The 15,664-nt window shown below is 52.1% G+C and carries 13 protein-coding genes; 5 read left to right on the top strand and 8 right to left on the bottom strand.

Going from position 1 to position 15,664, the window contains the following annotated elements; all coding sequences use genetic code 11:
- Positions 1–444: 444 nt before the first annotated feature.
- Positions 445–2,730 (bottom strand): HAD-IIB family hydrolase, encoded by a 2,286-nt coding sequence (locus AC2IAX_RS07300; RefSeq protein ID WP_494389974.1) that lies wholly within the window; start codon positions 2,728–2,730, stop codon positions 445–447.
- A gap of 267 nt (positions 2,731–2,997) precedes the next feature.
- Here AC2IAX_RS07300 and AC2IAX_RS07295 point away from each other — a divergent pair, with 267 nt between their 5' ends.
- From AC2IAX_RS07295 to AC2IAX_RS07275, 5 genes are all read left to right on the top strand, one after another.
- Positions 2,998–4,533, top strand: coding sequence for a glycoside hydrolase 100 family protein (locus AC2IAX_RS07295; protein WP_494389973.1), 1,536 nt, complete (start codon positions 2,998–3,000; stop codon positions 4,531–4,533).
- A 27-nt stretch (positions 4,534–4,560) separates the two neighbouring features.
- Entirely contained in the window at positions 4,561–4,713 is a 153-nt protein-coding gene (locus AC2IAX_RS07290) for a hypothetical protein (protein ID WP_494389972.1), read from the top strand.
- Positions 4,714–4,845: 132 nt separating this feature from the next.
- A complete protein-coding gene (psbD, locus tag AC2IAX_RS07285) occupies positions 4,846–5,904 on the top strand; it encodes a photosystem II D2 protein (photosystem q(a) protein) (RefSeq protein WP_463182408.1) in 1,059 nt (352 codons plus the stop codon).
- A 361-nt stretch (positions 5,905–6,265) separates the two neighbouring features.
- Entirely contained in the window at positions 6,266–6,964 is a 699-nt protein-coding gene (locus tag AC2IAX_RS07280; RefSeq protein WP_190530170.1) for a rubrerythrin family protein, read from the top strand.
- 319 nt (positions 6,965–7,283) lie between these two features.
- Positions 7,284–8,312, top strand: coding sequence for a sulfate/molybdate ABC transporter ATP-binding protein (locus tag AC2IAX_RS07275; RefSeq protein ID WP_494389971.1), 1,029 nt, complete (start codon positions 7,284–7,286; stop codon positions 8,310–8,312).
- A gap of 252 nt (positions 8,313–8,564) precedes the next feature.
- Here AC2IAX_RS07275 and AC2IAX_RS07270 read toward each other — a convergent pair whose 3' ends face one another.
- From AC2IAX_RS07270 to AC2IAX_RS07240, 7 genes are all read right to left on the bottom strand, one after another.
- The gene (locus AC2IAX_RS07270; RefSeq protein WP_494389970.1) at positions 8,565–9,053 is read right to left on the bottom strand and encodes a DUF1634 domain-containing protein; all 489 of its coding nucleotides are present in this window, start codon (positions 9,051–9,053) and stop codon (positions 8,565–8,567) included.
- Between the two features lie 82 nt (positions 9,054–9,135).
- A complete protein-coding gene (locus tag AC2IAX_RS07265) occupies positions 9,136–9,972 on the bottom strand; it encodes a sulfite exporter TauE/SafE family protein (RefSeq protein ID WP_494389969.1) in 837 nt (278 codons plus the stop codon).
- 289 nt (positions 9,973–10,261) lie between these two features.
- Positions 10,262–11,005 carry a phosphatase PAP2 family protein gene (locus AC2IAX_RS07260; RefSeq protein WP_494389968.1) on the bottom strand — a complete coding sequence of 248 codons (744 nt, stop codon included), beginning with the start codon at positions 11,003–11,005 and terminating at the stop codon, positions 10,262–10,264.
- A gap of 14 nt (positions 11,006–11,019) precedes the next feature.
- Positions 11,020–11,769, bottom strand: a complete 750-nt coding sequence (locus AC2IAX_RS07255) for a hypothetical protein (protein ID WP_494389967.1) — start codon at positions 11,767–11,769, stop codon at positions 11,020–11,022.
- Positions 11,770–12,335: 566 nt separating this feature from the next.
- Positions 12,336–13,064, bottom strand: a complete 729-nt coding sequence (locus AC2IAX_RS07250) for a cadmium resistance transporter (RefSeq protein WP_494389966.1) — start codon at positions 13,062–13,064, stop codon at positions 12,336–12,338.
- 65 nt (positions 13,065–13,129) lie between these two features.
- Positions 13,130–13,846 (bottom strand): cadmium resistance transporter, encoded by a 717-nt coding sequence (locus AC2IAX_RS07245; RefSeq protein ID WP_494389965.1) that lies wholly within the window; start codon positions 13,844–13,846, stop codon positions 13,130–13,132.
- Positions 13,847–13,914: 68 nt separating this feature from the next.
- Positions 13,915–15,375, bottom strand: a complete 1,461-nt coding sequence (locus tag AC2IAX_RS07240; protein ID WP_494389964.1) for an APC family permease — start codon at positions 15,373–15,375, stop codon at positions 13,915–13,917.
- Positions 15,376–15,664 lie beyond the last annotated feature (289 nt).

Here is a 15,664-nt window from a genome sequence, read left to right as displayed (position 1 = left end):
GCGGGCATGACTCCAGGGCAATAGAGGCACAGGCGAATGGGGCAGGGCAGCACGCGATCGGCCATGGTGCAAGAGGCTTGGTTTGGGCAAGCAACAATTCCCTCAGCACAGACTAACTGAGATTACCCGGACGCTGCCGCCGAAAGTCCCGATTTCAGGGTTTTGATTAACCCACTGAATTAGAGATGCGAACAGAGATGCAAGCTGATATCTAAACCGATCCACGAACAGAAAACCGATGCGGGTTGAGCAGTCCCATCCTGGTGAGGCTGCTCAACCCGCATGGATGTTGTTGGAGTTGCCCGATCCCCCATGATTTGAGCATGAGACCCTGCTAGCTTCCGTCGCAACGATCACGCTTCGGAGGCGAACCAGCGGCCGATCGAGCAATGGATTATGGGGAGGAGCGGTTTGGGGGCTTTGGTGGGTGGCCGTTAATCAGGCTCAAGACAAGGCCTGTTGCAGAGGCGGATGTTTAGGGCCACCGGAGCGATCGCCCGTGATGTGGTTGCCACCGAATCGGGCGATCGGGTTGGGATGCGCCAACGGGGACGAGAGCTGATCGCCAAAACCGGGAATTTGGTAATGGGCCAACCCTTCCAAAATGCCCCAGGCGTAGTGTCCTTCGGCAAAGTAGATGTTGGGATGGGTTCGCAGTCGGTCGAGTTCACGGCTGTGGTTCCCCACCACCACGGCCCGGGTGTTGCCCCGCAGCATCGAGACATCATTGCCCGAATCGCCCGCCACCAGCAGGTTGTTAATCAGGAACCCCCACTTCAGGGCACAGTAGCGAAGGGCATCGCCCTTGGAGGCACGCCAGGGCAAAATGTCTAGATATTGCCCGTGGGAGCTAATCAGCCGAACATTTAGCCCTTGACGGCGCAGATATTGGCGAATTTGGCGAATTTGGGGCGCAATCTGCGGATCAATCCAATAGCTGATTTTGTGCGATCGCTGGTTGGCCTCGGGTTGCAACACCAGGCCTTCCATATCGTTCAAGGCGGTGCGGATGGCGTTGGGTTGCCAATTGTGGCTGATGTATTGTCGCCAACGGGTGTCGGGAACCAGGTCGGGGCCATAGTGAATTTCGCTGCCAACGGCCGTGATCAACACATCCGGGAGCGGAACTTGCCAATCTTGCAGGGTTTCGAGGGCGCTGGGCAGGGTGCGCCCGGTGGCCACGCCAAACCCGATCGCCCGATCGCCCACCAGCAACTGGGCCAAGAGCTGATCGAGTCCTTCGCGATCGCCAATCAGGGTGTTGTCAATGTCGGAAATGAAGAGATGTTCTGCCTGAATCAGCGGATTCGTGGAAACCTCCCGTCGCTCGCGATGGGCCGGGGTGGTGACACTGAGGGCGCTGCCCACACGCAATGCCTTGGGTTGCAACAGTTGGCGAACCTGTTGCAGATATTTTTCCGTGTGAGCTTCCCAGGAAAAGGTGCGCCGCACGCCCGCCAAACCTTGCTCAGACCACTGTTGCCAACGATTGGGCTGGGTCAAGGCTTGGTAAAGAGCCGATCGAATTTGGTCAAGATCCAACGGATCCACCAACTGCCCATTGGCACAGGCCGCTAGAATATCGCGCGGGCCGCCATCATTGGTGGCCACCACGGGCAAACCGCTGGCCGCCGCCTCAATCAGCGTTAAGCCAAAGGGTTCCGTTAGGGCTGGATTAATGAACACGCCCCGAGTTTGGGTGGCCAGGCGATATAAATCCGCCACATCGGTGCTGTGGTGTTGTTTGGGATAGGCCACCTTGCCGTAGAGATCGTAGCGATCGATCAACAGCATCAGTTCCGTCATCACCTGCCTGGGGCCCGGCTCCATGGCGGCAATGTCCGTGCGGCTGCCCAGCACCAACACCAGGTTGGCCAAGGATTGCAATTCCGGCGACTCGCCATAGGCCTGCACCAAACTGGCCACATTCTTGCGCCGTTCCGCCCGCGACAGGGCCAAGATGATCGGCTTCTGTGGATTGGTAAGGAATCGATCGAGCTGGGCCTGGATCGGTGGGGTGGGCCATTGGGCCGGTGGTGGATAAAACTGCTGAAGCTCCGTGCCCGGCGGAATCACCACCATTCGATCGGGCTGGTAATTGTCATAAACCTGATATTGCTCCTGCACTTCCTGTTGCGTGCTGGCCACAATCAAGCTGGCACTGGCCAGGGTGACTTCCTCCGCTTCAATGCGGGTGTTGAAGTGAAACTGCTCCTCCAGGGCGGCCGGTTTGCTGCCCTGCTCCAACATCCGCTGCAACTTCACCCGTCCCAGTGAATGGCCCGTGTGTACCAGGGGCACCCCCAGCCACCCGGCCACCCGGGATCCCACATAGCCCGCATCGGCGTAGTGGCTGTGAATCAAATCTGGCGTGCGGCCCACCGTCCGCAGGTAGCGCAAGACTTCATCGGCAAAGATATCGAGATGGGGCCAAAGTACCTCCTTGCGCAGATAGCGACGCGGCCCGGCCGACAGCCGAACGATTTGCGATTTGGGGCTGAGGGGTTCAATGGGCTGGGCATAGTCGGCGCTCACTTTCGGGTCTTGGATACGGCGAGTGATGAGATCGACCCGATCGATTTCTGGGCGCTGGGCGAGCGATCGCGCCAGCTCCACCACGTACTTGGTTTGACCACCCGTATCAGCATCGCGGCCCAGTTCCAAATTGCTGCCCCGCAGCAAGCCGTGAATGCTAATGGTGACGATATACAGGTTTTTCAAGTCAGTCATGGTTCTGTTGGAATCCTCCATGAGCAGCTCGTTCTTCAGCGGTGGGTGATAGTAAATGCCCCCTGAGCGCTGAATCGGGCCTTGAGTAACTCGGCAACTGACAGTGCAACGACTGGTTGAACGACCGGCCGAAACATGCCGTTCGGCCTCTCCAGCATAACCAGCGAATTTTGAGTAGCTTGGAGGGGTTACCCGAACCTCAAATTGCCCAGCGATCGGTTAAGCACCGGCCACAGGGCGATAAGTTTCCGCTAAGGATTTGCATTTATGGCTCGATTTGACAGCGTTCAAAGTATTCATCACGCGCGGCATTTGCTCTATGACAAATCAATCGTTTACTGTCGCGATCGCCCCGTGGGAACCTTTGCCGCCTTGCCACAACCTCGGCGCGATCGACCCGATGCCCCGCCGGATCCTGACCTGAATTACAACGAAGTTTTCATCCGGGATAACGTACCCGTGATGATTTATTTTTTGTTGGATGGACGAGCGGATTTACTGCGAGATTTCCTGGATATTTGCCTGGACTTGCAAAGCACCGATCCCCAAACGGAAGGCATTTTTCCCAGCAGCTTCTATGTGGAACCCAATAGCCAAACCCTGGTGGCTGACTATGGTCAACGGGCGATCGGGCGGGTTTCCTCCGTTGATGCCAGCCTTTGGTGGCCGATTTTGGCCCATGTTTATGTGCAACGAACGGGCGATTGGAGTTGGAGCCAACAACCTAAAGTCCAAGAGGGTATTCAGCGGTTTCTGCGGCTGATTTTGCATCCTTGGTTTCGGCACGCCCCAACCCTTTACGTGCCCGATGGAGCCTTCATGATTGATCGCCCCTTGGATGTGTGGGGCGCACCCTTAGAAATTCAAACCTTGCTGTATGGAGCCTTGCTCAGTTCCGTCGTTTTAATTCATAGCGATCTGAAGGAAAAAGTAATTGGCAGCACTGCCGGATCAGCAGCCCTCACCGATCCCTTTATTCGGCAACAAATTTGGCAATTACGATACGCCACTGCCCTGGCCCGTCGCCTGCGTCGCTATCTGCTTCAGCACTATTGGATTAATGGCAAAACCATTCAAATCCTGCGCCGCCGGCCCACTGACCAATACGGTGAGCGCGTCTCCAATGAATATAATATTCGCACCGAAACGATTCCCCACTGGTTGCAAACCTGGCTGGGCGATCAAGGGGGATATCTGATTGGTAATATCCGCACAGGTCGCCCTGATTTTCGCTTTTTCTCCTTGGGAAATTGCTTAGGCGCTATTTTTGATGTGCTCACCTTTTCCCAGCAGCGCGCCCTCTTTCAATTGGTGCTGAATAATCAGGCTGATTTGTTTGGAGAAATGCCCTTGCGCATTTGCCATCCCCCTTTGGATGCCAGTGATTGGCGTAATAAAACGGGATATGACTCCAAAAACCGCCCCTGGTGCTATCACAATGGCGGTCATTGGCCCTGCTTGCTTTGGTATTTTGTGGTGGCCGTTTTGCGACATCAGCAAACGTCAACCACGCCCTACTATCGCTTTGGCCATTTGCATGAGTCGCTTTGGGATTGCTTGCAAGATGCCTATCAGGTGTTGTTGAAGCGGTTACCGGAACAGAAATGGCCGGAATATTTTGATGGGCCCACGGGGGTTTGGTTGGGGCAAGAGGCGCGTCTTTACCAAACCTGGACTTTTACGGGCCTGCTGTTGGTTCACCATTTTTTGAATAAGCCGGCCGATGCCACGGTGTTGGATATGCCGGGATTGCGATCGATCCTGTCGATCGAGGCGCAATATCAGGATTTGCGATGGGATTGAGGGCGCTGGCAGCCAACGCGATCGCCCATGGCGAGCCAGTCAGACCCCGCAGCGGGCGATCGCGTGAGTTGCCGGTTGTGGGCCCGGCGATCGCCCCAGGGCCCCGACCTGAGCATTGACCCGCAAAATGCCGGGGAACCCCCGGCCGAATTCCTGGGACGATCCCCTAGCCGGATTTAGGTAAAGAAAGTTAAACTTTTCTGAGAGTGATTGTGGCGATTCGATCGCTTTGTGCTTAGTCGCCCTCGGCCATCGATCGCCCCTGACCTCTCATTTTTGTCATTTATTTCCCTTCTTACTCGGAGTTCTTCCATGACCATCGCAGTTGGACGCGTGGGCACGGAACGCGGGTGGTTCGACGTAGTGGACGACTGGCTGAAGCGAGATCGCTTCGTCTTCGTCGGCTGGTCGGGTCTGCTGTTGTTCCCCTGCGCATACCTCGCCCTCGGAGGCTGGCTGACCGGCACCACCTTCGTCACCTCGTGGTACACCCACGGATTGGCCTCGTCGTACCTGGAAGGATGCAACTTCCTGACCGTCGCCGTGTCCACCCCGGCGAATAGCTTGGGTCACTCGCTGCTGCTGCTGTGGGGTCCCGAAGCACAGGGGGACTTCGTGCGCTGGTGCCAGTTGGGCGGTTTGTGGAACTTTGTGGCGTTGCATGGGGCATTTGGACTGATTGGCTTCATGCTGCGTCAGTTTGAGATTGCCCGCTTGGTGGGGATTCGTCCTTACAACGCGATCGCCTTCTCGGGGCCGATCGCGGTGTTCGTGTCGGTATTCCTGATGTACCCGTTGGGTCAATCGGGCTGGTTCTTTGCGCCCAGCTTTGGAGTGGCATCAATCTTCCGGTTCCTGCTGTTCCTGCAAGGGTTCCACAACTGGACGCTGAATCCGTTCCACATGATGGGTGTCGCCGGGATTCTCGGCGGTGCGCTGCTGTGCGCCATCCACGGTGCAACGGTAGAAAACACCCTGTTCCAAGATGGGGAAAAGGCGAACACCTTTGGTGCATTTGAGCCGACCCAAGCCGAAGAAACCTACTCGATGGTGACGGCGAACCGATTCTGGTCGCAAATCTTCGGGATTGCGTTCTCGAACAAGCGTTGGCTGCACTTCTTCATGCTGTTCGTGCCCGTGATGGGTCTGTGGACGAGTTCGATCGGGATTGTGGGATTGGGCTTGAACCTGCGGGCATACGACTTCGTGTCGCAAGAGCTGCGGGCGGCTGAAGACCCCGAATTCGAGACGTTCTACACGAAGAACATCCTGTTGAACGAAGGCATCCGCGCTTGGATGGCTCCGCAAGACCAACCCCACGAAAACTTCATCTTCCCCGAAGAAGTGCTGCCTCGCGGTAACGCACTGTAAGGGTTGAGCGAAGCCTGAGTCTAAGCGATGAATCTACGCGATCGTGCGTTTCTTCGTCAGAACGTTGCGATCGCCTATTGCTCAAATTAACCAGAGACAGATCATGAATAGAGGGTGCGATCGACGCGATCGCGCCCTTTTTTTGGTCTCCTGCGGGACTTGCGGGACTTGTGGGCACGGTGATCGGCCCGATCGGGGGTTTGGGTTTTGGGCCATTCCCAGAAAGTTGTGTTAGTTTATTCATAGTCATAATGATTATGACTTAGAGAAGAGTTCACGCTGCCACCACCTCGCCAGCCTTCCGCACTGGGGCTGACCGGGATGGTGCACACAACTAACCCCACCCGTTTTCTTGCGTCTTATGGATCTTTCAAACTCCAACACCGCCAAAAACTTGGCCGATGCCTTCGCTGGCGAATCGATGGCGAATCGGAAATATCTGTTCTTCTCGGAAGTGGTGAAAAAGCTGGGTCTGGGCGACTTGGCCAAGCTGTTTCGGGAAACGGCCAACCAAGAAACGGAACATGCGTTCGCCCACTTTCGGCTGATGCATCCGGAGTTGGTGGTGGACGATCCGGCCAGCCTCAGCGACGAACAAAAGAAGGCGATCGCGGCCCGCTGTTTGGAGCTGGCGATCGAGGGTGAAACCTACGAGTATCAGACCATGTACCCCAACTTTGCTGCCGAAGCCCGGGTCGATCGGGATGGGGAAGCGGAGCGGGAATTCCAAGAACAGGCCGATGAGTCGCGGGAACATGCGGGAATTTTCCGCACGGCTGCCCGTAACTTTGGACTGTTGACCGCGATCGAACATCACCACGCCGACCAATACAGCGAAGCCTTGCGCGGTTTGGATGGTGTGGCTCCGGCAAACAAGGCCGCGGGCAGCAAGTGGATTTGTCGCCAGTGCTCCATGATCTATGACCCCGCCGAGGGCGATCCCGACTCGGGCATTGCTCCGGGGACTCCCTTTGAAGCCATTCCTGATGATTGGGAATGCCCAATTTGCGGCGCGAAAAAGGCTCTGTTCGTACCCTATCAAGAGTCGATCGCTGCCTAGGCTGGGTCATTGGTCATTAATTTAGATCTGCTCAGATCTGCAATCAGCCCTGAAATCAACTCTGAAATTAGCTCTAGAAAACGAAAAAGTAGCTGATTTTCAGTAATTGAACAGCATAATCGAGTGCGCCATTCACCAACCTGGAATGGCGCATTTTTTTTGGTTTTGTGAGAATCAAGTTGGGTTCAACTAAAAACGATCGCGCGAAAATTTCGCTAAAAAAACCAGCCTAGTTGAGATGAATGGGCTATATGCTATCTGTATATTACAGTATTCCGATCGGGTAACTGTAGTTAAAGAAAACTGGGAGTCACAAGAAATGGGAATCGCGGTTGAGCATGTCTCCAAGTCCTATGGCGATTTTCGAGCAGTTGATGATGTTTCGTTAGACATTCAATCGGGTTCTTTGGTTGCGTTGTTGGGGCCATCCGGCTCAGGAAAGTCCACACTCCTCAGAATTATTGCGGGGCTGGAATCCACTGATGCGGGGACAATTTCACTGATTGGACGGGATGCAACCTATCAAAGCGTCCAAGAGCGAAAAATTGGGTTTGTGTTTCAGCACTATGCGCTGTTTAAGCACATGACCGTTCGGCAAAATATTGCTTTTCCGTTGGAGTTGCGCAAGACTCCGCCGGCTGAAATTCAAGAGCGCGTGAACCGATTGTTGGACTTGATTCAACTGGCGGGCTATGGCAATCGCTATCCTGCGCAGTTGTCCGGTGGGCAACGGCAGCGAGTGGCCTTGGCGCGGGCCCTGTCCGTGGAACCCCAAATTTTGCTGCTGGATGAACCGTTTGGTGCTTTGGATGCCAAGGTGCGCAAGGAATTGCGAACATGGCTGCATAACCTGCATCGCACTATGAATGTGACCACGGTTTTTGTGACCCACGACCAAGAAGAGGCGATGGAAGTTGCCGATCGAATTGTGGTGATGAACCAAGGCAAAATTGAACAAGTCGGCACGCCTGCGGAAATTTATGACAACCCTGCCTCGCCCTTTGTGATGAGTTTTGTGGGGCCTGTGAATGTGTTGTCTATTTTTCCAGGATCTGTGTCGCGCTGGGCGGGCGATCGGGTGTGGGAAGACAGTGATAATTGGCGACTCTTTTTGCGACCCCATGATGTGGAAATTGTGACCGATCCTGTGGATGACAAGGCCTTACCTGCAACGGTCGATCGGATCATGCATTTGGGATGGGAAGTGCAAGTGCATTTAAAACTGGAGGATGGCCCATCCTTGACAGCTTCTGTGAACCGAGATCACTATCACCGACTCCACATTGAACGAGAGCAACAAGTCTATGCACGGCCCCGATCGGTGCGTGTTTTTCCCTTGGCAACCTAAAGAATATGTACTTAAGAGATGCCTGAGCAGTAACTGTGGGTACTAGTAAAACTCTAGTAGTCGTGGAACTGGTAAAACACGAGTAGTTGTGGAGGCAAGGGGCTTAAGCCCCTTGTCTTTGTCGATTGGTACGCCTTTGTCGATTGGTGCGATCCGCAAGATCGCAGTTTTGGCTGTTTCGGTAAAGGCTGTAATTTAAGAATTTAAACTAATTAAAGATTGATTAGCAGTTGACAAATCTGATCTTGAAAACTACTGAAAGTAAGCACCCGCAAAACTGTAGATCAGTCCGCCAAAAACAATCGAAGTGATTGCAAAATAGAGCCAATCTTGGCGACGTAAAAAAGTGAACCAAGACAGAGCAACACGAATAATGGGTGTTGCAACCAACAGCATAATGCCCACTTGAATCCACCCGCGACCGTGACCCGAAAGGGCAGATTTCGCAGCACCCCAAGGAGAGCAAAGTTCTCGAGGTTCTCCCACAAAGACCCGGAAGCTGGCTGGCTCACCTCCATGACGAAAAATATAAATGCAGCCGCCTGCAAAGACGATCGAACTCGCAATGATCATTCCCCACCACAACACATGACTAACGGCTAATTCAAGGCTGTGGTCGGTGCTTTTTCGGGTTTCTAAATCAACTGGCGAAGATTCCAAAGGAGAAATGGGACTATTCGCTGCAGTCATGGCGATCGCCTGATCGGAAGACTTACCCTTTATCATTGATGCAATCTCCATTGTTACTTGGGCTGCTGTGAATTACGAGCGTTAAAATTCTGTTTGGTCTCAACTTTGAAATTGAGCGAAAAGTGTGTGATTTCTAGGTAATTAATCCGTTATAAATCATTTTGATTGCTAAGAGTACCAACACAATTGAAAAGAGCCAGCGTAACCATTCTGGCCTGGCTCCAATCAGAACTCTTGCGCCGGTCATGGCTCCCATCAAAACCCCTAGCATCACGGGCATTGAGAGTCCGGGATCCACATAGCCTCGGGATAAATAAACGCCGGCCGACATGGCAGCGGTGACCCCGATCGTGAAGTTGCTGGTGGTGGTGGAAACCTTAAACGGTAAGCCCATGACGCGATCCATCGCCAAGACTTTCAAGGAGCCAGAACCGATGCCGAGCAATCCTGAAAGCAGACCGGCCACGGCCATTAAGCTAAAGCCAGTGGGAACCGAACGAACGGTATAGGCGATCGTTCCTTCTCCGTTGGGGGCGGGATAGCAGTTATCAAGTTGCAATCGCTCAGCCAAGGAACCTGGCTCGGTTAATTCCGCTTCCTTGGGGGTGGATTGTTGCGCAAAAAAAGCGGAATAAAGCAGGACGGTTCCTAACACAACGGTCAAGGCTTTGACGGGAACAATGGTGGCTAAGGTGGCTCCGACGAAAGATCCAAGAGTTGTTGCCACTTCTAAAAACATCCCGAGACGTAAGTTGGCAAATCCCGATCGAATGTAGGTTGCGGCGGAACCGGCGGAGGTGGCAATGACAGAAATTAACGAAGCCCCGATCGCGTAGCGAATATCGACCCCAAAAACCGAGGTGAGCAAAGGCACAATCACCACGCCGCCCCCAAGACCGGTCAAGGCTCCTAAGAATCCGGCGGCGAATGAACCGGCCCAAACTAAGAATGAAAACTCAAAAATATTCACCCCGCTCCATCCTGATGACTAGTAATTAAAGAAAATCCATAGGGAATGGCTGGAAAATGACTGGAGCAATCCGGCTCCTGGTGCTTGATCACACTAAGAAATCCAGCCACTGTGCTTGGTTGCTGAGTTGAGAAAGTTGGAAGCTAGAAACCAGGTTAATGATGGTGTCTGTGCGAGCAAATTTTCAGACTGCTGGTGAATTGTTCACAATCATTGTTCGCAGTCAATGCTCCAGAGTGATGGATCGCTGTTGAGCATTCATCACGGATTACGGATCATGGAGCACGAATCAGCGACGAGTAAGCAAGCTTGAAGGGGTTGATGGTAGCTGAACTGGATCCGTGGGGCTGAGGATCAATCGATTGGCCACTTGCGTGATCAGGTAGGCGATCGACCAACCGCCAATGATGTCGCTGGGGAAGTGAACCCCGAGATAGAGCCTTGTCCAGGCAATGAGCAGTACAAAGCCACCACCCAGCCCCGCGATCGACCAACGCCAGACCCGCCCATAGGGGCGATCGAGCGGTTGTTGGCTGGAATACAAAGCACCAAGGGCCAAAACCAACGAGAGGCTAGCGGCCGCGTGGGTGCTGGGAAAGGCCCAATCAGCAGGGTAATGGTCTGGGGCCAGCAGCGAGGGCCAAAGGCTGGGCCTGGCTCGGTGCCAAACCACCTTCAGCAGGGTTGCTATGACTGTTGTACCGCCAATCGCACTCATCCAGTAGAGCAACTTACGCCATTGCCGTTGGTTCGCTAGGGACAAAAGACCCATGATGAACAGCGGAAACGTTCCCCAGCGGGTTCCCAGTGGTGTGAGCCAAAGGGCGAGGCGATCGAGCCAAGGGGTGGTCTGTTGGTGCAATATTTCTAAAAACTGCACATCCCAGAGCGCTGGTTGCTGGAGATGGCGGATTAGGTATAGCGCACAGAGTCCTTGAATTGTGACCGCCCCACCGATTCCCAGCAGGCTGGGTTGGGATGATGAATGCTTGCCCAAAGTGCTGATCCCCGTGGTGTTTAGCCCATCAGTCATGCTTGGCCGGCTCATCAGTCATTGCTGGTCAGGGTTGGGGCATCCAAAGGGCGCTGATTAATCACCTTCTGGGACAGGCTCGGAAGCGGCCATTTTGCTTTGTTGGTGTTAACTGCTGCCGTGGGTGCTGTGCTGAGGGTTAATTGGCCATCGGGATCTTGGCTGATGGTGACGCGCGTGCCGTCAGCAACTTTGAGCGCGGCCAAACCGGTAAATTCCTGATTGGTTCCGTCGGGAAGGGTGGCGATCGCCTTGGTTCCCTTGGGAATCAAAACCCCTTCGCAGTCCCACTCGATCGCGGTGGTTTCCCCATTGGCCAAAAAGTAAAGACCAGTGTTGTAGCGATAGTCGTCCGTATCATCCGGCTCTGGCCCGTAAACTCCAACCACCTGGCCGCTGGTGTTTTCGCATTGGCCCCAGGTCTCGCCGGACTCCAACGCAAAGGTTTGGGCTGTTAGTTGTTCAATTTGCGATTCCAAGGGTTCGGGAATGGCTTCCCCTGCTTTCTGTTTCTTTTCGCGTTCGGCTGTTAATTGGCTCAAAGCTTGGCTGGCTGCCAAATAATCAGAATTTTCACTTAAGGGGCGATCGGCTAAGGCCGGGGGAGCGCAAAGCAAATTAACCGCAAAAACCAACAGGCAACCCCCGATCGTCATCCAGCGGCTGAAGGATCCCAAAATCGCCGTTCTCAGTCCTTGCAAGCTTAGAAAATTTTGGACAATCCCTGGGACAAAACTCTTAGAGAAACCTTGGATAACGTTCATGCTCTTTCCTCTTGATGACTGTTTGATGACTGTAAATTCTGCCAACTTCGCAATGCTCTACGTTTCAAACCAATCCCAGCCATGGTGGATGGCTGAACATTAATGTCTGTAAAAAACTGCTCATAATCCCTCGCTTTGGTTTCCCAATCTAAGAAAAATTAAACAACCTGAAAAGGCGCAAAGAATACAAAAATCACGAAATTGCTAACATTAGTCTTAATGATGAAGGTTTCTGCTTGATGCCCAAAATTTTGTTTTGTTGCTACAAAATCTTGCAGTCAATCAAACTGAATTGTCTGGTTTAGGATCACTGCATGGCAGTAATTAAAAATCCGCGTACCAAGGTATTGGTTTTAATGTATTCTCGAACGATGAAATGAGGTGAAGGTTTGAGAAGAAAATTGCTGATTTGGGTTGCTTCGACTGGGTTAACTCAAAAATGAGCAATTCTGCTTATTGAAGCCTTGAAAAACCTGAACTGAAGCAACTGAATAAACGAGCTAGATATAGCCTTTCGTGACTCAAAAAGTCTAACAAAGTCCCCTGATTTTGCCAAGATCTTGAGCTTAAGGAAGCATGAAGGAAAATAGCAATTGTGGAAGGTTACTTTCCCAGAAAATTCCTATCCCTAGAGCAATGAAAATCCAGGGCACAAATTGATGGCCAAATCGGCTAATCCATTGAGTAATCATGTGATAGCGACTAAACCGGCGCGTTAGCCAACAAAGCAATCCTACGCCTGCAAAGAAAACCCAGAGGATAATGCTGAGTTCCAGCCAGTTGCAGGAAGCAAACAGAGGAATATAAATTCCAATGTTGTCAGCACCGCAGGCAAGCGTAATCATTGTCACTTGGATGACTTGCGGGGATAGCCAAGGCAGCCATTGACGTAGTTTCTTGACTCGATGTCGAAAGGCTAAATTGGTCGATCGCCCGTTTAACGCTTGATCCCCAGATCCGAAAGCTTCTAGTTGAGAATCGGGAGATTCTGACTCCTGAGATTGAGAAGCACGCAGTTGCGAAATACCGATCCCGATCGGAAGAAAGCCCAATAGCCCAATGGCCCAGGGAGGGAGCAGTAATCCTCCCCAAAACCCCACCAAACTGGCTAACACAATCAGACCAAACCCGAGATAGCGTCCGATCAGGATTTGTCGATCGCGGAAGAGCCGATCGGGGCGACCAAACAACACCATCAGCACCACCACATCATCGATATTTGTGGCAATGAAGGAACTGGTTCCCGCCACAAAAGCACTAATCGCTAGCTCAGCTAAGGGACGCTGATCAATCATGGTGCTCAGACATGATGTTTAGGGCAAAACACATTACAAGAGTCGTAAGAATTGCAGCGATTGTCTCAAGAATCACCCTTTTCGGGAACTTCACTCAGTTGCTGGGGTCGCCAAGTTAAGGCCACTAAACAAGTGCAACTAGCAACCAGCAAACCCGGACTCATGGCTCCACTATCAAGGATGATATAAATCCCGAGCGCGATGAGTACTAGAGGAACCATGGTTTGACCCCGATGGGCTAGCCAATCTGCAATTTGGGCTTGATGGGTGAGTCGATGAGCAATGTAACACCAAACAGGAACCAAAACTAAGAAAACTAGAATGGTTAGAATTAGCTCTGGAACTGAGCTACGAGAAAACAAGGGTGTGTAAATGCCCACATTGTCGCTCCCGTTGGCGATCGTGATGGCTGCGACGCTGAGACTTTGGGGCCCCACTAAATTCGTCCAATGGGGTGATATTCCATCGCCATCAATTGCTAGGCTTAGCTCTTCATCAGTGGCATCTTCTCCCCGGTCAAATAATCTGCCCAGTCCCATGCCGATCGGGATTAGACCCAGCAAACCTAACCAGTGGTGTGGCAAAACCATGCCCCCAAAGAAACCCAACAAACTTGCGCCCACCAGAGCTGAAAACCCTAGATATTGCCCAGCAACCACGTGGTAATGACGAAAATTGGCATTGACCTGAGAAAAGAGCAACATCAAGATTGCAATATCGTCAATGTTTGTGGCTGCAAAGGCAGCAACACTCGTAGGGATTACGGTCAGTAAGTTGTCCATAGGAAAGGGTTTCAGAAGAAGGGACTAGAAGTGAAGTGGAGCCGATCAAAATTGAACCAAGTAATCGATTAGCAGTCAGCATCTTCGGGTTCTTCAAACCGGACATAGATCGCTTCGATCGAGTGCTGCATTCGCCGAATCATTTTGGGAGAGCGCGATCGCTGCCAGAAAAACCAGCCACAACCCAAACCTAGGTAAAGCAGAAAGAGTTTAGGAAATGCATCGTAAGGCGCTTCCGGCACAGGAAACCAAGCACTGCCAGGAATTCCGACCATGCCCAAAATTGGCAACACCATGAAACCAGCGCCCAGCAGACCAATGACTCCATCGATGGGTTTTAGTTTGCCAATTCGATAGAGATAAACCGGTGCGGCGATCGATACCAAAATGTAAGTCACCAAAAATCCATAGGTACACATCGTGCCCAAATAAGCCATGGATTCAAAGGCCTTGAGACCAAAAATGGTCATTGAAGCAGGTACTAAAAAGAGCAGAACGGAGATAAAAGAAACAGCAATGTGGGGCGTGCTATTGGTGTCGTGGGCTTCACCAAAAGCTGAGTGGAAAAGACCATGCCGCGCCATGGTGAAAAAGACGCGAGCAGCAGGATTAATGCTGCCTAAAACACAAGCGAAAAAGCTAGCCAATGCACAAATCCCGATCGCTTGGCCCAGGAATCCAACACCAGCCCAGGTGGCTAAGAAACTGAGAGGCTCTTCATGACCTGCCAAATTTCCTCCGGCATGATTGAACCCGACCACGCCGATATAGGCCATAACCAAGAAAAACAACCCCGAAAGCACTGTGCTGCCTAGGACAGCCTTCGGAATACTTGATAGGGGTTTTTGTGCTTCATCCCCAAGAGTCGTAGCGCTTTCAAACCCAGAAAAACCAAAAACCACTAACACTAATCCCATGGCAACACCGCTGGGTGTTGCACCGGCTAAGGTCAACTGTTGGGGATCAAGGGCAAAGCCAGTTTTAGCCCAAACAAGTCCTCCCAAGATCAAAATAAACAGGACAGAAACGCCTTCCAAAATCAGCAATGTTCTGGCTGATAATTCAATATCTCGGTAGGCGGCATACCAAGCAACCACGGTTCCTAGCGCAAGCAGGGTGAGTACGTGGGTGTGAATGCCCAAACTGCCTAAAAAGATTTGACCGAAATTGGCAAATCCACAAAGAACGGCCATCCCTGTGAGCAAATAGCCCAGCAGGAGACCCCAGCCACAGATAACACCGGCCGTGGGGCCAAGGCCTTTGGAAATGTAGGTGTAGAGTGATCCAGGGGAAGCGGAACGGCGGGCAAATTGATTAATGTTGATGCTGACAAAAATCAGCCCGATCGTTCCCAACAAAAAGCTAAGACAAGTGCCATTTCCCGCCAGGGCAAAGACTAATCCTAAGTTAGCGGCAGGGGTTGTAATTGGAGCAATTACCGCGATGGATTGGCCAAGAACTTTACCAAAGGGTAAACATTCTGCCTTGAGACCGTGAACACTACGGTTCACTGCAAGTTCTGTAGTCATGCGATCCCTCAATGAGACCAGAATACTGAGCGATGAACTGATCTGAAGCCTGAAAGTTATCTGAAGTAAAGGGAATAACTCTCTATGATTGGTGACTAGGCATTCATGACTCGTTCAGTCTGTGAATTCTGTTGCTGTTCGTGTTGCATATCGATGTTGCTTTGACAAGTGTTTTGAAGCACATCGATCAAATTAACTACAGATTAAGGACTTGGTTGAGTTTAAGCAAATACTGTTTTTTCTCAAAACCATCAATAAAATTGATGAGAACCTCAAAAAGCTCAAAATC

The organism is Limnothrix sp. HT2024 (genome assembly GCF_059138625.1).
This window is presented reverse-complemented; position numbering and strand designations above follow the sequence as displayed.

Bases quoted from the DNA above. Each gene is read 5' to 3' on its own strand.
- AC2IAX_RS07260 (WP_494389968.1), bottom strand. From the start codon at position 11,005: ATGACTGATGGGCTAAACACCACGGGGATCAGCACTTTGGGCAAGCAT.
- AC2IAX_RS07240 (WP_494389964.1), bottom strand. From the start codon at position 15,375: ATGACTACAGAACTTGCAGTGAACCGTAGTGTTCACGGTCTCAAGGCA.
- AC2IAX_RS07295 (WP_494389973.1), top strand. From the start codon at position 2,998: ATGGCTCGATTTGACAGCGTTCAAAGTATTCATCACGCGCGGCATTTG.
- AC2IAX_RS07290 (WP_494389972.1), top strand. From the start codon at position 4,561: ATGGCGAGCCAGTCAGACCCCGCAGCGGGCGATCGCGTGAGTTGCCGG.
- AC2IAX_RS07255 (WP_494389967.1), bottom strand. From the start codon at position 11,769: ATGAACGTTATCCAAGGTTTCTCTAAGAGTTTTGTCCCAGGGATTGTC.
- AC2IAX_RS07280 (WP_190530170.1), top strand. From the start codon at position 6,266: ATGGATCTTTCAAACTCCAACACCGCCAAAAACTTGGCCGATGCCTTC.
- psbD (WP_463182408.1), top strand. From the start codon at position 4,846: ATGACCATCGCAGTTGGACGCGTGGGCACGGAACGCGGGTGGTTCGAC.
- AC2IAX_RS07270 (WP_494389970.1), bottom strand. From the start codon at position 9,053: ATGGAGATTGCATCAATGATAAAGGGTAAGTCTTCCGATCAGGCGATC.
- AC2IAX_RS07300 (WP_494389974.1), bottom strand. From the start codon at position 2,730: ATGACTGACTTGAAAAACCTGTATATCGTCACCATTAGCATTCACGGC.
- AC2IAX_RS07275 (WP_494389971.1), top strand. From the start codon at position 7,284: ATGGGAATCGCGGTTGAGCATGTCTCCAAGTCCTATGGCGATTTTCGA.
- AC2IAX_RS07245 (WP_494389965.1), bottom strand. From the start codon at position 13,846: ATGGACAACTTACTGACCGTAATCCCTACGAGTGTTGCTGCCTTTGCA.
- AC2IAX_RS07250 (WP_494389966.1), bottom strand. From the start codon at position 13,064: ATGATTGATCAGCGTCCCTTAGCTGAGCTAGCGATTAGTGCTTTTGTG.